Genomic DNA, 21,443 nt, shown 5'->3' with positions numbered 1-21,443 from the left:
CGTACCGCATGAGCCACCCGTCCGCCGGCGCACCCGCTTCCCCGGGAGCCAGGTTCCGCGCCGCCCTCGTCGAGGAATCGCCGCTGCAGGTCATCGGCGCCATCAACGCCAACCACGCCCTGCTGGCGCAGCGCGCGGGCTTCCGCGCCCTGTACCTGTCCGGCGGCGGCGTGGCGGCCGGCTCGCTGGGCCTGCCCGACCTGGGCATCAACACGCTGGAGGACGTGCTGATCGACGCCCGCCGCATCACCGACGTGTGCGACCTGCCGCTGCTGGTGGACATCGACACCGGCTTCGGGCCCAGTGCGTTCAACATCGAGCGCACCGTCAAGTCGCTGATCAAGGCCGGCGCCGCCGCCTGCCACATCGAGGACCAGGTCGGCGCCAAGCGCTGCGGCCACCGCCCCGGCAAGGAGATCGTCAGCCAGGGCGAGATGGTGGACCGGGTCAAGGCGGCCGCGGACGCCAGGACCGACCCGGGCTTCTTCCTCATCGCCCGCACCGACGCCATCCAGGTCGACGGCGTGGACGCGGCGATCGAGCGCGCGGTCGCCTGCGTGGAGGCCGGCGCCGACGGCATCTTCGCCGAGGCCGCCTACGACCTGCCCACCTACAAGCGCTTCGTCGACGCGGTGAAGGCGCCGGTGCTGGCCAACATCACCGAGTTCGGCAAGACGCCGCTGTTCACCCGCGAGCAGCTGGCATCGGTGGGCGTGGCGATCCAGCTGTTCCCGCTGTCGGCCTTCCGCGCCGCCAACAAGGCGGCCGAGCGCGTGTACGACGCCGTGCGCCGCGACGGCACCCAGCAGGGCGTGATCGAAACGATGCAGACGCGCGAGGAACTGTACGAGCGCATCGGCTACCACGCCTACGAGCAGAAGCTCGACGCATTGTTCGCGGCGAAGAAATAGACAACGTTGAAATCAGCAGGATCCCGGAGGATCACACGATGAGCGATAGCACCCCAGCCCCGGCCTTCAAGCCGAAGAAATCCGTCGCCCTGTCCGGCACCGCCGCCGGCAACACCGCGCTGTGCAGCGTCGGCCGCAGCGGCAACGACCTGCACTACCGTGGCTACGACATCCTCGACCTGGCCACCACCAGCGAGTTCGAGGAAGTCGCCTACCTGCTGGTGCACGGCAAGCTGCCGACCCGCGCCCAACTGGTTTCCTACAAGGCCAAGCTGAAGTCGCTGCGCGGCATCCCGGCGGCGGTCAAGGCCGCGCTGGAGGAACTGCCGCCGTCGGCGCACCCGATGGACGTGATGCGCACCGGCGTGTCGGTGCTGGGCTGCGTGTCGCCGGAGAAGGACGACCACAACCACCCCGGCGCGCGCGACATCGCCGACAAGCTGATGGCCTGCCTGGGCTCGATGCTGCTGTACTGGTACCATTGGAGCCACAACGGCCGCGCCATCGACGTGGAAACCGACGACGACTCCATCGGCGGCCATTTCCTGCACCTGCTGCACGGCGAGAAGCCGCAGGAATCGTGGGTGCGCGCGATGCACACTTCGCTGATCCTGTACGCCGAGCACGAGTTCAACGCCTCCACCTTCACCTGCCGGGTCATCGCCGGCACCGGCAGCGACATGTACTCGTGCATCGCCGGCGGCATCGGCGCGCTGCGCGGCCCCAAGCACGGCGGCGCCAACGAAGTGGCGTTCGAGGTGCAGAAGCGCTACGACAACCCCGACGAGGCCGAGGCGGACATCAAGGCGCGCGTCGAGCGCAGGGAAGTGGTGATCGGCTTCGGCCATCCGGTCTACACGGTCAGCGATCCGCGCAACGAGGTGATCAAGAAGGTCGCCCGCGATCTGTCCGAAGAGCAGCAGAACACCAGGATGTACGCCATCGCCGAGCGGCTGGAATCGGTGATGTGGGACATCAAGAAGATGTTCCCGAACCTGGACTGGTTCAGCGCGGTCAGCTACCACATGATGGGCGTGCCCACCGCGATGTTCACTCCGCTGTTCGTCATCGCCCGCACCGCCGGCTGGAGCGCGCACATCATCGAGCAGCGCATCGACGGCAAGATCATCCGCCCCAGCGCCAACTACACCGGGCCGGAGGATCTGGCGTTCGTGCCGATCGAACAGCGGAGCTGATCCCCGGCGCGCCCGGCGGCCGGCGCGCCGGGGCGCCGCATTCGACGATGGTCGAAGGCGGCATGCGGCAGAGTGTGAACCCGTCCGCAGTCTCAGGCCCGGCATGCCGCCACCCTTGGAACGGACGGCATTGCCTGCGGGGAGCAGGCAACCGCCCGCACAGGGGAGGGGACGATGGCATTGTCGAAGACCGAGGCGGGGCGGGACGAGATCCGCGACCGCAGCCGCAAGCTGGCGGCCGGGATGCGCTCGATCCTGCTGATGGTCGATGGCCGGCGCAGCGAGGAGGAACTGTCCTCGCTGGCCGCGTCGCTGCACGCGCCGGCCGATGCGCTGGATCAGTTGCGCGCGCTGGGCCTGATCGCCGACAGCGCACCGGCATCGGCGGGCGCGCACGACGAGCAGGCCGACGCCCAGCGCTACAACGCGCTCTATACGCTGTTGACCGAGAGCATCCGCGCGCACCTGGGGCTGAAGGGCTATTTCATGCAGCTCAAGGTCGAGCGCTGCACGCGCACCGAGGAATTGTGGGCGCTGCTGCCGGAAGTGGCCACGGCGATGTCGAGGGCGAAGGACCACGACTTCGCCACCCGCTGGCTCGACGGCATCCGCGGCGCGATGGCGTGACATGCCCGTCATCCCCGCCTGCGCGGGGATGACGGAAGGATGCGCATGCGCTGCCTTTCCGCAGCGCCTTCGATCAATCCAGTCCTTCCGCCTTCAGCGCCGCCTGCACGCCGGCATCGGCTTCCATGCGTCGCCGGAACGCGGCCAGGTTCTCCAGCCCCGACAGGTCCACGCCGGTGCCCTCGGCCCAGCGCAGGGTGATGTAGAAATAGGGATCGGCGAAGCTGCGGAAGCCGGCCAGCCACTGCCTGCCGGCGAGCTGGCGGTCGGCGCTCTCGAACAGGCCGCGCAGGCGCACGCGCGCGGCGTGCTTCAGCGCCTCGTGCTGGCCTTCGTCGGCCATGAAGAGGGCCGGTGCGAAGATCGGTTTGAAGGCCGGGTGCAGGTCGGAGTTGCAGAACGCCAGCCAGCGGGCCGCCTCGGCGCGCTGGCGCAGCGAACCGTCGCCGGCCAGCTCGGCCTGCGGATGGCGGTCGGCGAGGTAGCCGAGGATGGCGGCGTTCTGCACCAGCACGAAGTCGCCGTCCTGCAGCGCGGGCACCGCGCCGCTGGGGTTGATCGCCCGGTATTCGGCCGATTTCATCCGCTCGGGCGTCATCAGCTCCACCTCGAACGGCTGGCCGATCCACTGCAGCGCGATGTGGTCGGCGGTCGAACAGGCGCCGGGCTTGCTGTACAACTTCATGGAATCCTCCTGGGAAAGAAGCCGGGACTATCCCAGCTTGCCGCAGGAGGGTAAATGCCGGCGCAGCAACGGACCGTCGTCGCGCCGCCCAGGTCAGGAACGCGGCTTGAGCTTCTGCACGCGCAGGAAGGTGTGATCGCCGATGGTGGCCACGTGGTAGGCGTTGCGCCAGCTCGGGTTGGCGATCTGGTGGGCCATGAAGTGGCTGGCGCCGGGGACGATTTCCTTGCGCTGGCCGGGCGGCAGCGACCAGTTGCGCTCGGCGCCCAGGGCGACGTTGACCGCCCTGGCCCAGGCGTCGGGGTTCTTGAGGCGGGTATTGGGCGCCACGATGGTCGGGGCGAACTGCTTGCGGGCGGTGACCACCTCGCACACCGAATCGCCCCACAGGCCGCTGTCGCGGCGGCGCAGGGCGACCTCGGCCACGGCCTGCTGGCCGCGCAGGGTCTGGTCGCGGGCTTCCAGGTAAACGGTGGTGCTCAGGCACAGCGAATCGGCGGCCGGCTGCGGCAACATCTGCGACAGCCAGAGAATCCAGGCCAGTTTCATGGGAACTCCTTGCTCCGTCTTTCCCGCGCCCCTGTCTGCCTCCCGAAACGCAGGGAAGGATGATGGGGGGACGCGGCAGGGCGTTATGGGGAGGCAGCTTTCACACGGGCTGCCCGGGGTCCGGCTGAATCGAAGGTCGCCGGGATGGCCTGCCTGAACTGGGGGGCGGGCCGGAAAGTGCGCGCAAGGTACGGGCCGGAAACGGAATATCCCCTGAACGGCGGCACTTGACAGCCAGCCTAAGTGATTGATTGGAATATCGTTTGTTTCTGCCGCCGGGTGCTGCTCAGAGCGCCGCCGCCAGCCGGCTGCCCTGTTCGATGGCGCGCTTGGCGTCGAGTTCGGCGGCCACGTCGGCGCCGCCGATCAGGTGCGGCGTGCGCCCGGCGGCCACCAGCGTGGCGTGCAGATCGCGGTTCGGCTCCTGGCCGGCGCAGACCACCACGTGATCGACCGGCAACACCTGCTCGGCACCGTCCAGGCGGATGCGCAGGCCGGCATCGTCCACGCCCAGGTACTCGACCCCGCCCAGCATCTTCACGTCCTTGGCCTTCAGGGTGGCGCGGTGGACCCAACCGCTGGTCTTGCCCAGCCGCGCGCCGGGCCTGCCGGGCGAGCGCTGCAGCAGCCAGACCTCGCGCGCCGGCGGTTCCGGCCGCGGCGGGACCAGGCTGCCGGGCGCGGCGAACTGCGGATCCACGCCCCATTCGGCCATCCAGCGCGCGGTGTCCAGGGTGGGCGAGGGATGCGCGGGGTCGCCGTGGACCAGGTACTCGGCCACGTCGAAGCCGATGCCGCCGGCGCCGATCAGCGCGGCGCGCGCGCCGACCCGCACGCGGCCCGACAGCACCTCGACGTAGCCGACCACCTTGGCATGGTCGCAACCGGGGAAATCCACCTTGCGCGGCACGATGCCGGTCGCCAGCACCACCTCGTCGAAGCCGGCCAGCGCTTCGACCGTGGCGCGGGTGGACAGCCGCAGCTCGACGCCGGCTTCGTCCATCTGGTGGCGGAAATAGCGCAGCGTCTCGTGGAATTCCTCCTTGCCCGGGATGCGCTTGGCGTAGTTGAACTGGCCGCCGATCTCGCCGGCGGCGTCGAACAGGGTCACCCGGTGGCCGCGCTGCGCCGCCACCGTCGCGCAGGCCAGCCCGGCCGGGCCGGCGCCGACCACGGCGATGCTTTTGGGCGAGCCGGTCGCGGGGTAGTTCAGCTCGGTCTCGTGGCAGGCGCGCGGATTGACCAGGCAACTGGCCAGCTTGTTCTCGAACACGTGATCCAGGCAGGCCTGGTTGCAGGCGATGCAGGTGTTGATGGCGTGGCCGCGCCCGGCGTGCGCCTTGGCCGGCCACTGCGGGTCGGCCAGCAGCGGCCGCGCCAGCGACACCAGGTCGGCCTGGCAGGCGGCGAGGATGCCCTCGGCCACGTCCGGCATGTTGATGCGGTTGCTGGCCACCACCGGCACCGACACGTGCGGCTTCAGCTTGGCGGTGACCCCGGCGAAGGCCGCGCGCGGCACCGAGGTGACGATGGTGGGGATGCGCGCCTCGTGCCAGCCGATGCCGGAATTGATGATCGTCGCGCCGGCGGCCTCCACCGCGCGCGCCTGGGCGACGATGTCGTCCCAGCCGTTGCCGCCCTCGACCAGATCCACCAGCGACAACCTATAGATGATGATGAAGTCCGGCCCGCAGGCCTCGCGCACCCGGCGCACGATCTCCACCGCGAAGCGCATGCGTTTCTCCGCGCTGCCGCCCCAGGCGTCGTCGCGCCGGTTGGTGCGCGCGGCGGTGAACTCGTTGATGAGGTAGCCCTCCGAGCCCATGATCTCCACGCCGTCGTAGCCGGCCTCGCGGGCCAGCCGCGCGGCGCGGGCGTAGGCGGCGATCTGGCGCTCGACGCCGCGCGCCGAGAGCGCGCGCGGGGTGAACGGGTTGATCGGCGCCTTCAGCTTCGACGGCGCCACCGTCAGCGGGTGGTAGCCGTAGCGGCCGGCGTGCAGCAGCTGCGCGCAGATCTTGGCGCCGTGCTCGTGCGCCGCGCGGGTGACCAGGCGGTGCGGCCGCGCCTCCCACGGCCACGACAGCTTGCCGCCGAACGGCTTGAGCCAGCCGACCAGGTTGGGCGAGAAGCCGCCGGTGACGATCAGGCCGACCCCGCCGGCCGCGCGCTCGGCGAAGTAGGCGGCCAGCTTCGGGAAGTCGCGCGCGCGGTCCTCCAGCCCGGTGTGCATCGAGCCCATCAGCACGCGGTTGCGCAGCGTGGTGAAGCCCAGGTCCAGCGGCGCGAACAGGTGCGGGTAGGCGGCATCGGAGGCCGACAGGGACGGGGTGGAGGCGGGTACGGACGGCGGCATGCTGGCAGATACGCTTGCGTATGGATGGGTTACGATGCCGCGAAACCGGGGCCGGTGCAATTGGCCGCCCGGTGAAAACCGGCATGGTCGGTCCCCGGCCTGATTCGCCGGAGCGCAACGCGTTTGGAACAGCGCCGTTCGGCCAGGCTCACGTGATGACGGCCGGTGGCGAAACCGTTACCATCGTCCCGACTTGTTACGTGACCGTTAACGCAGTCTTCACGGCTCGACGCATAATCTGTTCAGGATGGCATTGGCTATGGCCGTCCCCCATAAGAAAGCTGGATTCGCATCAAAGTCACTTCGGTTTTTCTTACAACTGGTTTCCAAAGGAGCTGCAAATGAACAAGAAAATTCTCTGTGCCGCGCTGCTGTGCGGTCTGGGCGTGGCGCAGGCCGCTTCCGCTCAGGAGTTCGATGACCGTTGGTACCTGACCGGTTCGACCGGTTTCAACATGCAGGACGACGACCGCGGGACCAACGACGCTCCGTTCGTTGCCCTTGGCCTGGGCAAGTTCATCAGCCCGAACTGGTCGCTGGACGGCGAGCTGAACTACCAGAACCCCAACTTCGACGCCAACCAGGATCTGCTGTGGAGCCAGTACGGCATCTCGCTGGACCTGCGCCGCCACTTCGTGACCGAGGGTCGTGGCTGGAACCCGTACCTGCTGTTCGGCCTCGGCTATCAGCGTTCCGAGGAAGAGTACGCCAGCCTCACGCCGCCCTCGCCGCGCCAGAACGAGGACGGCAATCTGGCCGCCAAGGTCGGTGTCGGTCTGCAGACCACGCTTGACAATCGGGTTGGCGTGCGCGCCGAACTCGCCTACCGCGCCGATTTCAACGACACCAGCTATGCAGCGCCTGACGAAAGCTGGTTCGGCGACCTGCTGGCCTCGGTCGGCGTCGTGATCCCGCTGGGCGCCAAGGCCGTCGCGGCTCCGCCGCCGCCGCCGCCGCCACCGGCCGCTCCCAGCTGCGCCGATCTGGACGACGACGGTGACGGCGTCAACAACTGCGACGACAAGTGCCCCGGCTCGCAGGCGGGCCAGACCATTGGTCCGGACGGCTGCCCGGTGCCGGTTTCGATCGACCTCAAGGGCGTGAACTTCGACTTCGACAAGTCGAACCTGCGTCCGGACGCGGTGTCGATCCTGAGCGAGGCCGTGCAGATCCTGCAGCGCTACCCCGACCTGCGCGTCGAAGTCGCCGGCCACACCGACCTGTGCGGCAGCGACGCCTACAACCAGTCCTTGTCGCAGCGTCGTTCGCAGGCCGTGTACGACTACCTGACCAGCAACGGCATCGCCGCTTCGCGTCTGGTGGGCCCGACCGGCTACGGCGAGAGCCGTCCGCTGGAGCCGACCGCGCAGACCCTGCCGGCGTGCAAGAACGAGCGCAACCGCCGTACCGAGCTGAACGTCCAGAACTGATCGTTCGCTCGTCCCGCAGTACCCCGAAGCCCGGCTCATCGCCGGGCTTCGTCTTTTCGCAGGGCGCGTGCGCGGCGCGGTCGTGTGAGCGCAATCGCAAACACGGCAATCCGTCGCCCGCGCCCCGGCCGGCCGCCTTGCCATCCCCCCGCCCGCTGCTACACTGCCGGCGCCTTCACCCCATACGCGAGGTATCGCCATGCGCCGCCCTGTTTTCGCCTGCCTGTTGAGCGTCTGCGCGATTCCCGCCGTCCACGCCATGCCGGACTGCTCGCCGGCTTCGCTGACCCAGCCGCTGCCGGCGCGTCCGACCATCATCGCGCCGGTGGCGTCGGAGTTCACCGCGACCGCCAGCCAGCTGGGTGCGCCCAGCGGCGTGCTGGCGCATGGCTTCGACCAGGCCCAGTCGCTGGATCGCGTGCTGCTGCGCCTGCGCGTGGAAGGCTGCCAGAACGTGGCCAAGGCGCTGCCGGCGCCCGCCGCCGCCGCCGCGGTGGCCGGCGATGCCGCCGCCTACAAGCCCAAGACCGAGTTCGACAACACGCCCTGGCGCTTTGACATGAACCAGAACGGCAAGCGCATGACCGCCGAGGAGTTCGACGCCTGGATGAAGTCGCGCGGCGTGCGCGTGGCCCGGGGCGCGCCGGCCGCCACGACCCCGGCCGCGCCGGCGGATTCCGGCAGCAAGGAATGAAGCAGCGCCTGCGCTGGCCGCAAGTGTGACAGGAGAGGGGCGATGCGGTGACGCGTCGCCCTTCGTCGTTCGTGGCCCGTGCGGATCCGACGACACGCCATCGCCGCCTTGCGGATGACGTGGCAGATGGCGGCTTGCGGGCGCCATGCGAGTGTGCCGCCAAGGCGCCGGCGCAGGCATTGCCGCCGCGCCTGCCCGAAAACGCGAAGCAGGCAACGGATTCAGGCAAGCGTCCTGCCTAGACTGGCCGCTTCGTCCGGGGAGAAGACAGATGAAGGCATTCGGGAATCCGCAGCGGCTGCTGCCGGTGGCGCTGGTGGCCGTGCTGGCCGGCTGTGCCTCCACGCCACCGGTGGCGCAGAAACCATCGGCGGCGCAGCCGGCCGAGGCACCGGCCAGCCTGGTGCACGAGCGCGACGGGCGCGGCGCCCACCGCTTCCACATGCACCAGGACGGTCGGCAGATGAGCGCCGACGAGTTCGACGCCTGGATGCGCGCCCGCGGCATCCGCGTCGCCAAGGGCGCGCCGGCCGCGCCCCCGGCGGCGGCCGGCAGGAAGAAACCCGTGGCGGCGCGCGCGCCGAAGTAGGCGCGTCGGCCGCGCCTGCGGCGTAGCGGAATCAGCCCCCGATCACGCCCAGTTCGCGGCCGATGCGGGTGAACGCATCGATCGCGCGATCCAGGTGCTCGCGGGTGTGCGCGGCGCTCATTTGCGTGCGGATGCGCGCCTGGCCCTGCGGCACCACCGGGAAGAAGAAGCCGATCGCGTAGATGCCTTCCTCCAGCAGCCGCTCGGCGAACTTCTGCGCCAGCGGCGCGTCGTACAGCATCACCGGGCAGATCGGGTGCGTGCCGGGCTTGAGGTCGAAGCCGGCGGCGGCCATGTACTCGCGGAAGTATGCGGTGTTCTGCGCCAGCCGCTCGCGCAGGTCTCCGGCCGAGGACAGCATCTCGAACGCCTTGATGCCGGCGGCGACCACGTGCGGCGGCAGTGAGTTGGAGAACAGGTAGGGGCGCGAGCGCTGCCGCAGCAGTTCGACCACCTCGGCGCGCGCGGTGGTGAAGCCGCCCAGCGCGCCGCCCATCGCCTTGCCCAGGGTGCCGGTGAAGATGTCGATCCTGTCCATCACGCCCTTGACCTCGGCCGAGCCGCGCCCGGTGGCGCCGAGGAAGCCGGTGGCGTGGCATTCGTCGATGTGCACCAGCGCGCCGTATTTCCTCGCCAGCGCGGTGATTTCGTCGAGCGGGGCGATGAAGCCGTCCATTGAGAACACGCCGTCGGTGGTGATCAGCTTGGTCCGGCAGCCGGCGGCGTCGGCCGCCTGCAACTGCGCTTCCAGGTCGGCCATGTTGCAGTTGGCGTAGCGGAAGCGCCTGGCCTTGCACAGCCGCACGCCGTCGATGATCGAGGCGTGGTTGAGCGCGTCGGAGATGATCGCGTCGTTCTCGTCCAGCAGCGGCTCGAACAGGCCGCCGTTGGCGTCGAAGCAGGCGGCGTAGAGGATGGTGTCCTCGGTGCCGAAGAAGTCGGCGATGGTCTTCTCCAGCCGCTTGTGCAGGTCCTGGGTGCCGCAGATGAAGCGCACCGAGGCCATGCCGAAGCCGTGGCTGTCCAGCGCGTCCTTGGCCGCGGCGATGATGTCCGGATGGTCGGCCAGGCCCAGGTAGTTGTTGGCGCAGAAGTTCAGCACCGTGCGGCCGTCGGCCAGGGTGATCTCGGCCGACTGCGGGCTGGCGATCACGCGCTCGGACTTGAACAGGCCCTGTGCGCGCAGGGATTCGAGCGTCTCGGCGTAGTGGCGGGTCAGCGGGGAGGTCGACGGGGAGGCGGACATGACGGTACCGGCGGTGGGCGAGCCATGCATTTTACGGCACCGGCGATGCGCCTTCCCTTGAACAGTATCGTGGTGCTACCGCCGCACAGCTTTATTCGGATCGGCAATAAGCCCCCGCGGTTTCGTCATTTCACGCCGGATTTATGCAGTTGCAGCATCGCGTTCCCGGCCGCAAGGCCATTCATGAGCCAGGACCGTCATGCGGACACGAAGCGGCATCGCCAGCGCAACCCACCCCGGCCTCTGGTTGGCGGGCGCGCTGGCCTGTGCGCTGGGCGTGCCGGCAATGGCGCAGGGCCAGCCGACGGTCGAGGAACTGCTGCGCAGGCTGGAGGCGCTGGAGCGCCGCGCCGGCGAGGCGCCAGCAGCCGCGGCCGCGGCCAGCGAAGGCGCCGCGTCGCTGGGCGACCTGGACCAGCGCCTGCGCGTGCTGGAGCGCAGGCTGGAGCTCAAGCAGGAGGAGCAGGCCGCCAAGGCCAAGGAAACGCCGTCGGTGGCGGTCAACGACAAGGGCGTGGCGCTGAAGTCGGCCAGCGGCGACTACGAGTTCAAGCTGCGCGCCCTGGTGCAGGGCGATGCGCGCTTCTTCCTCGACGACGACAGCGCGCCGCAGAACGACGGCTTCCTGTTCCGCCGCATCCGCCCGACGCTGGAAGGGTCGCTGGGCAAGCGGGTCGGCTTCCGGTTGACGCCGGAGTTCGCCGGCGACAGCGCCAGCATCGTCGACGCCTACGTCGACGTGAAACTCAACCCGGCCTTCACCCTGCGCGCGGGCAAGGTCAAGGGCCCGATCGGATTGGAGCGCCTGCAGTCCGGCGGCGGCATCGCGCTGATCGAGCGCAGCTTCGCCACCGAACTGGCGCCCAACCGCGAGCTCGGCGTGCAGGCGCAGGGCGAACTGGCGCAGGGACGCTTCAGCTACGTGGCCGGCGTCTACAACGGCGCGCCGGACGGGCGCGACGGCGCCAGCGCCAATCCGGACAACGAGTTCGAATACGCCGGCCGGGTGTTCTTCGAGCCGTTCAAGAACACGCCGAGCACCTGGTCGGGGCTGGGCTTCGGCGTCGCCGGCAGCGTCGGCGACAAGTACGGTGCGGGCAACAATTTCCTGCCGCGCTACCGCACGCAGGGACAGGCGCAGTTCTTCAACTACCGCTCCACGGTGGCGGCCGACGGCGAGCACCGCCGCCTCTCGCCGCAGGGCTACCTGTACCGCGGGCGGTTCGGGCTGCTGGCCGAGTACATCGTCTCGCAACAGGAATTGCGCATCCTCGGTGGGACCGGCGCCGGCACGCGCGCCAATCTGGAGAACACCGCATGGCAGGCCACCGCCAGCTACGTGCTGACCGGCGAGGACGCCAGCTACCGCGGCGTGGCCAAGCCGTCCAGCCCGTTCAGCCCCGGCAAGGGCGGGTGGGGTGCATGGGAGCTGGTGGGGCGCTATGGTGAGCTGGAAGTGGACGACGCGGCCTTCCCGCTGTTCGCCGATACCGCCGTCGCGGCCCGTCGCGCCAAGGCCTGGACGCTCGGCGTGAACTGGTACCTGACCAGCAACCTGAAGCTGGTCGTCAACTATCTCGACACCCGCTTCGAAGGCGGCGCCGCGGGCGGCGCCGACCGCGAGGACGAAAAAGCGGTGTTCTCGCGACTGCAGGTCGCCTTCTGATTACGGAGATCAACATGTCCAAGCTTTCGTTTCGCCGCCACGCACGCACCCTGCTGATCGCCTTCGGCCTGACCCTGGCGGCCGGCGCCGCCGCCAAGGACGTCAAGCTGCTCAACGTGTCCTACGACCCGACCCGCGAGCTGTACCGCGAGTTCAACGCCGCCTTCGCCAAGGAATGGCAGCAGAAGACCGGCCACAAGGTCGAGATCGAGACCTCGCACGGCGGCTCCGGCAAGCAGGCGCGCTCGGTCATCGACGGGTTGGAGGCCGACGTGGTGACGCTGGCGCTGGCCTACGACATCGACTCGATCGCCCAGCGCTCCAGGCTGTTCCCGGAGAACTGGCAGTCGCGCCTGCCCGACAACAGCTCGCCGTACACCTCGACCATCGTGTTCCTGGTGCGCAAGGGCAACCCCAAGGGCATCAAGGACTGGCCGGACCTGCTGCGCTCGGGCGTGGGCGTGATTACCCCCAACCCGAAGACCTCTGGCGGCGCGCGCTGGAACTACCTGGCCGCATGGGCCTACTTCAAGCGCATCTTCAAGGGCGACGAGGGCAAGGCGCGCGAGATGGTGACCGCGCTGTTCCGCAACGTGCCCGTGCTGGACACCGGCGCGCGCGGCTCCACCACCACCTTCGTCCAGCGCGGCATCGGCGACGTGCTGCTGGCGTGGGAGAACGAGGCGTTCCTGTCGATCGAGGAACTGGGGCCGGACAAGTTCGACATCGTGGTGCCGTCGCTGTCCATCCTGGCCGAGCCGCCGGTGACGCTGGTGGATCGCAACGTCGACAAGCACGGCACCCGCGAAGTCGCGCAGGCCTACCTGCAATACCTGTACTCGCCGGCCGGGCAGAGGCTGGCGGCCAAGCACTACTACCGCCCGCGCCATCCGCAGCACGCTGATCCGGAGGACATCAAGCGCTTCCCGAAGGTGGAGCTGGTGACCATCGACCAGGAGTTCGGATCCTGGGCCAAGGCGCAGCAGGTGCATTTCTCCGACGGCGGCGTGTTCGACCAGATCCAGGCGCGGAAGTGATTCCATGCGGATGAACCGGAACGGGCCTGCCACGCGGATGCGGCGCTTCGCCGGCGGCGGCCTCGATCAGGCATACGGCGCGCGATGACGAACGATTCCACCCTCCTCGCGGCCGCGCCGACGCCGCCCCTCGATGGGCGGCGTCGGCGCGCCAACCGCCGGGTGATTCCCGGCTTCGGCCTCAGCCTCGGCTACACGCTGACCTGGCTGAGCCTGATCGTGCTGATCCCGCTGGTCGGCGTGTTCGTGCTGGCCGGCGGCCTGGGCCTGGACGGGCTGTGGAAGATCTGGAGCGAGCCGCGCGTGCTGGCGGCGCTGCGGATCAGTTTCGGCACCGCGCTGGCGGCCGCCGCGTTCAACGCCGTGGCCGGCACGGGGGTGGCGTGGGTGTTCGTGCGCTACCCGTTCCCCGGCCGGCGCATCTTCGACGCGCTGATCGACCTGCCGTTCGCGCTGCCGACCGCGGTGGCCGGCATCGCGCTGACCGCGCTGTACGGACCCAACGGCTGGATCGGCCGCTGGCTGGAGGCGGCCGGGATCAAGGTCGCCTACACGCCGCTGGGCATCACCCTGGCGCTGGTCTTCATCGGCCTGCCGTTCGTCGTGCGGGTGGTGCAGCCGGTGCTGGCGGAAGTGGAGCGCGAGCTGGAGGAAGCGGCGGCCACGCTCGGCGCCGGGCGCTGGACCACGGTGCGCAAGGTGATCCTGCCGGCGCTGTGGCCGGCGGTGCTGGCCGGGTTCGCGCTGGCGTTCGCGCGCGGCGTCGGCGAGTACGGTTCGGTGATCTTCATCGCCGGCAACATTCCCGGCGTGTCGGAGATCGCGCCGCTGCTGATCACCATCAAGCTGGAGGAGTTCGACTACGCCGGCGCCACCGCGATCGCGGCGGCGATGCTGCTGCTCTCGTTCGCGCTGCTGCTGGTCATCAACACCTTGCAGTCGCGCCTGGCCCGGGTCGGCAGGCAGAATGGGAAGGCGCCATGAGCGAGGCGATCTCCGCCGCCATCCCGGCGCTGCCGCAAGGAGTCGAAGTGAGCCGTCCCGCACCGCGCGCGCGCAGCTGCGTCACCGAGCCCGTCTGGGTGCAGGCGCTGCTGGTGCTGGGCGCGCTCGGCTTCCTGCTGGCGTTCCTGCTGCTGCCGCTGCTGCTGGTGCTGTTCGAGGCGCTGCGCGGCGGCGTGGGGGCCTTCCTGAAGGCGATCTCCGATCCCGACGCGCTGTCGGCGATCCGGCTCACCCTGCTGGTCGCGGCGATCGCGGTGCCGCTGAACCTGGTCTTCGGCGTGGCCGCGGCATGGGCGGTGAGCAAGCACGACTTCCCGGGCAAGCGCTGGCTGGTCACGCTGATCGACCTGCCGTTCGCGGTGTCGCCGGTGGTGGCGGGCCTGATCTTCGTGCTGATCTTCGGCGCGCAGGGTTGGGCCTGGCCGTTGATCGAGGACGGCTGGCGTTTCCCGCTGCCGCTGCTGGGCGAGGTGACGCTGCAACTGCCGCGGGTCATCTTCGCGTTGCCGGGCATCGTGCTGGCAACCATCTTCGTGACCTTCCCGTTCATCGCCCGCGAGCTGATGCCGCTGATGGAGCAGCAGGGCACGGACGAGGAACTGGCCGCGCTGAGCCTGGGCGCCGGTGGCTGGCAGACGTTCTGGCGGGTGACCCTGCCCAACATCCGCTGGGCGCTGCTGTACGGCGTGCTGCTGTGCAGCGCGCGCGCGCTGGGCGAGTTCGGCGCGGTGTCGGTGGTGTCGGGCCACATCCGCGGACGCACCAACACGCTGCCGCTGCACGTGGAGATCCTCTACAACGAATACGCTTACAGCGCTGCCTTCGCGGTGGCCTCGCTGCTGGCGCTGTCGGCGCTGGTCACGCTGGTGCTGAAGGCCTACCTGGAATGGCGCCACGGCGAATCGCTGGCCGCCAGCCACCGTCACTGAAGGAAGAACGCATGGGTATCCGCATCCAGCACGTCAGCAAGCACTTCGGCCGCTTCGCCGCGCTCGACGACGTCAACCTGGACGTGCACCAGGGCGAATTGCTGGCGCTGCTCGGGCCGTCGGGCTCGGGCAAGACCACGCTGCTGCGCGTGATCGCCGGCCTGGAGCACGCCGACGCCGGCGCGCTGTGGCTGGGCAGCGAGGACGCCTCGACGCTGAGCGTGCAGGCGCGCCGGGTCGGCTTCGTGTTCCAGCACTACGCGCTGTTCCGCCACCTGACCGTGGCCGACAACATCGCCTTCGGCCAGCGCGTGCGCCCGCGCCGCGAACGCTGGCCCGAGCCGCGCATCCAGGCGCGCGTGCGCGAGCTGCTGTCGCTGGTGCAGCTGGAAGGGCTGGAGAAGCGCTATCCGGCGCAGCTGTCCGGCGGCCAGCGCCAGCGCGTTGCGCTGGCGCGCGCGCTGGCGATCGAGCCGCGCGTGCTGCTGCTGGACGAGCCGTTCGGCGCGCTCGACGCGCAGGTCCGCCGCGACCTGCGCCGCTGGCTGCGCGAACTGCACGACCGCACCGGCCTGACCACGGTGTTCGTCACCCACGACCAGGAGGAGGCGCTGGAACTGGCCGACCGGGTGGCCATCCTCAACCGCGGCCGCATCGAGCAGGTCGCCACGCCGGCCGACGCCTACGACCGGCCGGCCAGCCCGTTCGTCTATTCCTTCGTCGGCGCGGTGAACCGGGTGCCGGCGCAGGCACGCGACGGGCAGGTGCAGGCGGCCGGGCTGGCGCTGCCCGCGCCGGACGGGCGGGCGTCGGGGCCGATCGAACTGTTCGTGCGGCCGGAGGACCTGGAGCTGGCCGCGCCTTCCACCGGCTGGTCGGCGACGGTGACCGCGCTGCAGCGCAGCGGCGCGCGCCTGCGCCTGCGCGCCCGCCTGCAGGGCGAGGACAGCGAGGTCGAGGTCGAGTTGCCGGCCAGCCAGGCCGACGCGCTGCCGGAGGTCGGCCGGCCGGTCTGGCTGCATCCGCGCCGCTACGGGGTGTTCCCGGTGGCGCAATGGCCGGGTGGGGGTACTTGACGGCGCGCTTTTGTGCGGCGCAGTATCGCGACGGTTAAGAAACCGTGAAACAGTGGCGGTTCCCATGCTGCCCACGCCAGTAGCCCCAACCCAGGAGAAGACGGATGAAGCCAGTCAAATGCCACATCGCTGTTGCCGCTGCCGCCGCGCTGGCGCTGTCGCCGTTCGCGGCGCTGGCCCAGGATGCCGGGGATGATGCCTCGCCGATCAGCTGGGAGCTCACCGCCGTTTCCGACTACATGTTCCGCGGCGCCTCCCAGAGCGACGAGAATCCCACCGGCCAGGCCGGCATCACCTACACCGCGCCGTTCGGCCTGTACGCGGGCGCCTGGGCCTCGGGCGTGGACTTCGGCGAGAACAAGCCGGATTTCGAGGTCGACCTGTTCGTCGGCTACAACGTCGATTTCAGCGACAGCGTCAACTTCGACATCGCGTTCAACCGCTACGGCTACGTCGATGCCGGCAAGCAGAACTACAACGAACTGATCACCACCACCACCTTCGCCGACACCTATTCGCTGACGGTGGCCTACACCGACGACGTCTGGGCCAGCGGCACCGACTGCTGGTACTACGGCCTGGGTGCGGAGTGGGGATTCGGCAACGACTACACCTTCGGCGTCAACGTCGGCCGCAGCACCTTCGACGACGACAGCCTGGCCGAGGACTACACCGACTGGGGGGTGTCGTTCGGCAAGTCGTGGGGACTGGTCAGCGCCAAACTGGGCTACGTAGGCACCGATGGCAAGGGCAAGGACAATTTCGGCGAACTGGCCGACAGCCGCGTCGTGCTGACGCTCAGCGTCGGCCAGTAAGCAAATCCGCCATCGGACATGAAGGAAAGGCGCCGCAAGGGCGCCTTTCCTTTCCCGGCGGAAGGATTCTTCCCTTGGTGGAGAACAGCCTTCCTGCACGTTGCGTGCTGCGCGGCCGGGCAGCAAAGGCAGCCGGGCAAGCTCGGCTCCGCATGCGGATTCGATGGACTTCTGGCGCCTGTGGTGCGCCGATGCCGGCACTGGCGCCGGCCGCCGCATCCCGGCGGGACTGGACGCCGGCGCGTGCTTGTGGTCTAAGATGCAGGCCATGCATCCACGCGCCGCCGAGCTCATCCGCACGCTCGCTCTGGGTCCGCATCCGGAAGGCGGCTACTTTCGCCGCATCTACGAGTCCGGCAAGCGCACCGAGGTCAACGGCATCGAGCGCCCCACGCTGACCGCGATCAAGTTCCTGCTGCCCGGCGACGTCGTCACCCGCTGGCACCGGGTCGACGCCACCGAGATCTGGGACTGGCACGAGGGCGCGCCGATGGAGCTGTCGATGTTCGACCCCGACACCCGCAGCCTCAGCCGCGCGCAGCTGGACACCGCCCTGCGCGGCGGCCAGCAGTCGCAGGTGGTGCCGGCCGGCGTCTGGCAGAGCGCGCGCAGCCTGGGCGACTACACGCTGATGGACTGCTCGGTATCGCCGGGTTTCGTCTGGAAGGGATTCCAGTTGCTGCGCGCCGACAGCGAGGTCGCCCACCAGATCCGCGCCGCCGGCGCGCGGGTTGGCTGAAGGCGGGATGAAACCGCATCGGCTCACGATGCGGCGCCGCGGCGGCGGCATGTTCAAATCCGGCGCACCCTTTCGGAGAAGAATCGATGCGTCGGATCGCGTTGTCGGGATTGCTCGGCCTCTGGATGATCGCCTGCGCCGCGCATGCGCAGGAACCGGCGACGGCACCACCGCAGGCGGAAGCACAAGACCCGGCGCAGGACGTCATCGAGATGGATACGGTGACCGTCAGCGGCGTGCAGCCGGGGCCGGGCCTGTGGAAGGTATCCAGGGGCGACCACGTCCTCTGGGTGCTGGGTACCGTCGCCCCGCTGCCCAGTGGCATGGAGTGGAAGTCGGAAGAAGTCCGCGGCGTGCTGGAGCAGGCCGACCAGGTGCTCGGCCCGCCCGGTGTGGCAGTCGGCGCCGACATCGGTTTCTTCCGCGGCATGATGCTGGTGCCGTCCGCGCTGAAGGCTATGAAGAACCCCGACGGCAAGACGCTGCAGGACATGCTGCCGGCGGAGACCTACGCGCGCTGGGCGGCGCTGAAGCAGCAGTACATCGGCCGCGATGGTGGCGTGGAGAAGAAGCGCCCGTTCCTCGCCGCGCAGGAGTTGTACCAGCATGCGATCAAGCGCTCGGGACTGGGCGGCGGCGTGGTTTCGCCGGTGATCTACGAGGTCCTCAAGCGGCGCAAGATGAAACTCACCTCGACCGTGCTGGGGATCAGCGTCGACGATCCCAAGGCCGCGCTGGCCGATTTCCGCAAGGAACAGGCCACGGCGCAGGAAGTGGCCTGCATGAACGAGATGCTGGACACCCTCGAACACGACCTGCCGCGGATGGTGACGCGCGCCAATGCCTGGGCCACCGGCGATCTGGACGCATTGCGCGCATTGCCGCTGACCGAGCGCAGGTCGTGCTGGTCGGTCTGGGCCGATACCGAGACCGTGCGCAAGCGCGGCATGACCGACATCCAGGCGCGCATCGGTGCGAAATGGCTGGAAGCGGCCGAGGCGGCGCTGGCGAAGAACCGGACCACCTTCGCGACCTTGCCGGTGTCGGATCTGTTCGCGCCGGAGGGCTATTTCGCGCAGTTGCAGGCGAAGGGCTACACGGTGGAAGCGCCGCTCTAGGCCGGATGCTTTGCCGGGTTGCGGGGCAGGAACGCCGCGCCCGGCGCCTCAGCCGGCCAGCGCGCGCGCGTCGGCGCCGGAGGCCAGCTGCGGCCAGCGGCGCAGCACCGCGGCGCGGATGCCGGCCGCGTCGATGCCGGCCTCGGCCAGCAGATCCTCGCGGCTGGCGTGGTGCTGGAACTCGTCCGGCAGGCCCAGGTGCAGCACCGGCAGGGCGACGTCCTCGGCGTTGAGCAGTTCGGCCACGCCGGAGCCGGCGCCGCCCATCACCACGTTGTCCTCGACGGTGACGAAGCCCTCGTGGGTTTGCGCCAGTTCCAGCAACAGCGCGCGGTCCAGTGGCTTGACGAAGCGCATGTTGACCACGCTCAGGCCCAGCTCGCGGCCGACCTGCTCGGCCGCGGCGACGGTGGAACCGAACGCCAGCAGCGCCACCCGCGCACCCTGCGCGCGCAGCTCGGCCTTGCCGATCGGCAAGGTGTCCAGATCCGGCTGCAGCGCCACGCCGGGGCCGGTGCCGCGTGGATAGCGCACCGCCGCCGGACCCGCATGGCGGAAACCGGTGCTGAGCATCCGCCGGCATTCGTTCTCGTCGGCCGGCGCCATCACCACCATGTGCGGCACGCAGCGCAGGTAGCTCAGGTCGAGGTTGCCGGCATGCGTGGCGCCGTCGGGGCCGACCACGCCGCCGCGATCGATGGCGAACAGCACGTCGAGCTGCTGGATCGCCACGTCGTGCACCAGCTGGTCGTAGCCGCGTTGCAGGAAGGTCGAATAGATCGCCACCACCGGCTTGCCGCCCTCGCAGGCCATGCCGGCGGCCAGCGTCACCGCGTGCTGCTCGGCGATGGCGACGTCGAAATAGCGATCCGGGTATTCCTTGCTGAAGCGCACCAGCCCGGAACCCTCGCGCATCGCCGGGGTGATGCCGAGCAGCTTCGGTTCGGCGGCGGCCATGTCGCACAGCCAGTCGCCGAACACGTCGGTGTAGGTGGGCTTCCTGGCGCCGCCCTTGCTGACCAGGCCCTTGGAAGGATCGAACGGCCCGACCGCGTGGTAGCCGATCTGGTCGCCCTCGGCCAGTTCGTAGCCCTTGCCCTTGACCGTCATGACGTGGAGCAGCTGCGGGCCCTTGAGCGTCTTCAGCGTCTTCAGCGCGCCGACCAGCGCGGCCACGTCGTGGCCGTCGATCGGGCCGGTGTAGTGGAAGCCCATCTGCTCGAACAGCGTGGACGGCACGAACATGCCCTTCCAGTGTTCCTCCCAGCGGCGCATGAAGCGCGCCGGCGGCTTCTTCTTGTCGCCGAGCAGCTTCTTGCCGCCCTCGCGCAGTGCGTTGAGCGTGCGGCTGCTGCTGAGCCGGCCGAGCATCTTGGTCAGGCCGCCGACGTTCTCGGAGATCGACATCTGGTTGTCGTTAAGGATCACCAGCAGGTTCGGCTCCGGCTCCATGCCGCCGGCGTGGTTGAGCGCCTCGAAGGCCATGCCGGCGGTCATCGCGCCGTCGCCGATGACGGCGACCACCTTGCGGTCGTCGCCCTTCTGCGCCAACGCGATCGCCATGCCCAGCGCGGCCGAGATGGAAGTGGACGAGTGGCCGACGCCGAAGGTGTCGTACTCGCTCTCCTCGCGCTTGGGGAACGGCGCCACGCCGTCCTTCTGCTTGACCGTGTGGATGGTGTCGCGGCGGCCGGTGAGGATCTTGTGCGGGTAGCACTGGTGGCCGACGTCCCAGACCAGGCGGTCGCGCGGGGTGTCGTAGAGGTAGTGCAGGGCGACGGTCAGCTCGATCACGCCGAGGCCGGCGCCGAAGTGGCCGCCGCTGCGGCCGACCGATTCGATCAGGTAGGCGCGCAACTCCTCGGCGATGGCAGGCAGTTCCGACTCGTCGAACTGGCGCAGGTCGGCGGGCGTCTGGATGCGGGACAGGCGGGGATGGCGGGCGGCGTCGATCATCGGGCTGGCTGCGGTCTGGCCCGCCATTTTCCCCCTCTTGTGTGAAGCGGGGCAAGCAAGCCGGTGAAGCCGGCGGGGAATCGGCGGCGTCGGTTCAGCAATACGGCGCGGGCGTGATGGCCGCGACCGTCACGCCGACAGCTTGGATCGCCTTGGCAGGTGCGCCTTCAGGAAGGCCATCTGGTCGGCCAGGATGTTGCGGTTGGACAGGATCAGGTGCTCGATCCAGCTCGGCCGGTAGGGCACGGCCAGCAGCGGCATGTTGGCCTGCTGCGGCGTGCGGTTGGACTTGCGCGAGTTGCACTGGAAGCAGGCGGTGACCACGTTTTCCCAGATGTCGCGGCCGCCCCTGGACAGCGGCAGCACGTGGTCGCGGGTCAGGTGCGGGCGGGTGAACTCGTGGCCGCAGTACAGGCACAGCTGCGCGTCGCGGGCGAACAGCGCGGTGTTGGTCAGCGTCGGCGTCGGCGACAGCGCGGTGGCGCGCGCGCGGCCGCGCGAGGCGACGATGGGATGCAGGTCGATCACGCTCTGCCGGCCGCTGCTGCGGCAGATGCCGCCATGCACGCGCAGGCAGGGATCGCCCAGCGTCCATGCCACCGCGTCGCGCGCGTACAGGCAGGTTGCGTCCTGCCAGTTGATCCAGTCCAGCACGTGGCCGTGCGCATCCAGCGACAGCAGCCGCACCGGCGCGCCGCGGGGAACCGTGGACGAAACGAGGGGAGAGGAAACGGGGGACGATGCGGGAAGCGCGGGATTCTGCCGAGTCCCGTCGAAGATCGGGTGGAGCTGAGCTGTGTCTGCTTCCATCGAGGAAAC

Annotated in this window: 20 protein-coding genes; 14 read left to right on the top strand and 6 right to left on the bottom strand. The window is 69.5% G+C overall.

Translation table 11 applies throughout. From position 1 onward, the window contains the following. Positions 1–8: 8 nt before the first annotated feature. From prpB to AAG688_RS12965, 3 genes are all read left to right on the top strand, one after another. Entirely contained in the window at positions 9–911 is a 903-nt protein-coding gene (gene prpB, locus AAG688_RS12975) for a methylisocitrate lyase (protein WP_411832661.1), read from the top strand. A gap of 38 nt (positions 912–949) precedes the next feature. After that, positions 950–2,107 carry a 2-methylcitrate synthase gene (gene prpC, locus AAG688_RS12970; protein WP_411832660.1) on the top strand — a complete coding sequence of 386 codons (1,158 nt, stop codon included), beginning with the start codon at positions 950–952 and terminating at the stop codon, positions 2,105–2,107. A 174-nt stretch (positions 2,108–2,281) separates the two neighbouring features. Continuing rightward, on the top strand, positions 2,282–2,734 hold the full coding sequence (locus tag AAG688_RS12965) for a hypothetical protein (protein ID WP_411832659.1): 453 nt from the start codon (positions 2,282–2,284) through the stop codon (positions 2,732–2,734). Between the two features lie 73 nt (positions 2,735–2,807). Here the strand turns inward: AAG688_RS12965 and AAG688_RS12960 are convergent, their stop codons facing one another. The 3 genes from AAG688_RS12960 to AAG688_RS12950 all read right to left on the bottom strand — a co-directional run bounded on the left by AAG688_RS12960 (position 2,808) and on the right by AAG688_RS12950 (position 6,324). After that, complete coding sequence (locus tag AAG688_RS12960; RefSeq protein WP_411832658.1) at positions 2,808–3,419, bottom strand: glutathione S-transferase N-terminal domain-containing protein; 612 nt, start codon at positions 3,417–3,419, stop codon at positions 2,808–2,810. Between the two features lie 93 nt (positions 3,420–3,512). Next, on the bottom strand, positions 3,513–3,968 hold the full coding sequence (locus AAG688_RS12955; protein ID WP_411832657.1) for a cell wall hydrolase: 456 nt from the start codon (positions 3,966–3,968) through the stop codon (positions 3,513–3,515). Positions 3,969–4,254: 286 nt separating this feature from the next. Next, positions 4,255–6,324: an FAD-dependent oxidoreductase gene (locus AAG688_RS12950; RefSeq protein ID WP_411832656.1), complete on the bottom strand. Its 2,070-nt coding sequence runs from the start codon at positions 6,322–6,324 to the stop codon at positions 4,255–4,257. Positions 6,325–6,665: 341 nt separating this feature from the next. Between AAG688_RS12950 and AAG688_RS12945 the strand changes: the two genes are divergently transcribed. From AAG688_RS12945 to AAG688_RS12935, 3 genes are all read left to right on the top strand, one after another. After that, positions 6,666–7,754 carry an OmpA family protein gene (locus tag AAG688_RS12945; RefSeq protein ID WP_411832655.1) on the top strand — a complete coding sequence of 363 codons (1,089 nt, stop codon included), beginning with the start codon at positions 6,666–6,668 and terminating at the stop codon, positions 7,752–7,754. Positions 7,755–7,953: 199 nt separating this feature from the next. After that, positions 7,954–8,448: a hypothetical protein gene (locus tag AAG688_RS12940; RefSeq protein WP_411832654.1), complete on the top strand. Its 495-nt coding sequence runs from the start codon at positions 7,954–7,956 to the stop codon at positions 8,446–8,448. A 271-nt stretch (positions 8,449–8,719) separates the two neighbouring features. Continuing rightward, complete coding sequence (locus AAG688_RS12935; RefSeq protein ID WP_411832653.1) at positions 8,720–9,037, top strand: hypothetical protein; 318 nt, start codon at positions 8,720–8,722, stop codon at positions 9,035–9,037. A 31-nt stretch (positions 9,038–9,068) separates the two neighbouring features. Here AAG688_RS12935 and kbl read toward each other — a convergent pair whose 3' ends face one another. After that, the gene (gene kbl / locus AAG688_RS12930; RefSeq protein ID WP_411832652.1) at positions 9,069–10,283 is read right to left on the bottom strand and encodes a glycine C-acetyltransferase; all 1,215 of its coding nucleotides are present in this window, start codon (positions 10,281–10,283) and stop codon (positions 9,069–9,071) included. 199 nt (positions 10,284–10,482) lie between these two features. Here kbl and AAG688_RS12925 point away from each other — a divergent pair, with 199 nt between their 5' ends. The 8 genes from AAG688_RS12925 (at position 10,483) to AAG688_RS12890 (ending at position 18,668) form a co-directional block, all read left to right on the top strand. Then, positions 10,483–11,949: an OprO/OprP family phosphate-selective porin gene (locus AAG688_RS12925; protein ID WP_411832651.1), complete on the top strand. Its 1,467-nt coding sequence runs from the start codon at positions 10,483–10,485 to the stop codon at positions 11,947–11,949. 14 nt (positions 11,950–11,963) lie between these two features. Further along, positions 11,964–12,986 carry a sulfate ABC transporter substrate-binding protein gene (locus AAG688_RS12920; protein ID WP_411832650.1) on the top strand — a complete coding sequence of 341 codons (1,023 nt, stop codon included), beginning with the start codon at positions 11,964–11,966 and terminating at the stop codon, positions 12,984–12,986. An 84-nt stretch (positions 12,987–13,070) separates the two neighbouring features. After that, on the top strand, positions 13,071–13,970 hold the full coding sequence (gene cysT / locus AAG688_RS12915) for a sulfate ABC transporter permease subunit CysT (protein WP_411832649.1): 900 nt from the start codon (positions 13,071–13,073) through the stop codon (positions 13,968–13,970). Then, a complete protein-coding gene (gene cysW, locus AAG688_RS12910) occupies positions 13,967–14,920 on the top strand; it encodes a sulfate ABC transporter permease subunit CysW (protein WP_411832648.1) in 954 nt (317 codons plus the stop codon). Before cysT ends, cysW begins: the two co-directional genes overlap by 4 nt. Positions 14,921–14,931: 11 nt before the next feature. Further along, the gene (locus tag AAG688_RS12905; RefSeq protein WP_411832647.1) at positions 14,932–15,996 is read left to right on the top strand and encodes a sulfate/molybdate ABC transporter ATP-binding protein; all 1,065 of its coding nucleotides are present in this window, start codon (positions 14,932–14,934) and stop codon (positions 15,994–15,996) included. A gap of 104 nt (positions 15,997–16,100) precedes the next feature. After that, the gene (locus tag AAG688_RS12900; RefSeq protein WP_411832646.1) at positions 16,101–16,811 is read left to right on the top strand and encodes a TorF family putative porin; all 711 of its coding nucleotides are present in this window, start codon (positions 16,101–16,103) and stop codon (positions 16,809–16,811) included. A gap of 268 nt (positions 16,812–17,079) precedes the next feature. After that, positions 17,080–17,550, top strand: a complete 471-nt coding sequence (locus AAG688_RS12895; protein WP_411835007.1) for a cupin domain-containing protein — start codon at positions 17,080–17,082, stop codon at positions 17,548–17,550. A gap of 86 nt (positions 17,551–17,636) precedes the next feature. Then, entirely contained in the window at positions 17,637–18,668 is a 1,032-nt protein-coding gene (locus AAG688_RS12890; protein WP_411832645.1) for a TraB/GumN family protein, read from the top strand. 48 nt (positions 18,669–18,716) lie between these two features. Here AAG688_RS12890 and dxs read toward each other — a convergent pair whose 3' ends face one another. Both dxs and AAG688_RS12880 read right to left on the bottom strand, forming a co-directional pair. After that, positions 18,717–20,624 carry a 1-deoxy-D-xylulose-5-phosphate synthase gene (dxs, locus tag AAG688_RS12885; protein WP_411835006.1) on the bottom strand — a complete coding sequence of 636 codons (1,908 nt, stop codon included), beginning with the start codon at positions 20,622–20,624 and terminating at the stop codon, positions 18,717–18,719. Between the two features lie 129 nt (positions 20,625–20,753). Further along, positions 20,754–21,434, bottom strand: coding sequence for an HNH endonuclease (locus tag AAG688_RS12880; RefSeq protein WP_411832644.1), 681 nt, complete (start codon positions 21,432–21,434; stop codon positions 20,754–20,756). Between the last annotated feature and the right edge of the window lie 9 nt (positions 21,435–21,443).

It is taken from the genome of Pseudoxanthomonas mexicana (assembly GCF_046736355.1).
GTDB classification, from domain to species: Bacteria; Pseudomonadota; Gammaproteobacteria; order Xanthomonadales; family Xanthomonadaceae; genus Pseudoxanthomonas_A; species Pseudoxanthomonas_A mexicana_B.
This window is presented reverse-complemented; position numbering and strand designations above follow the sequence as displayed.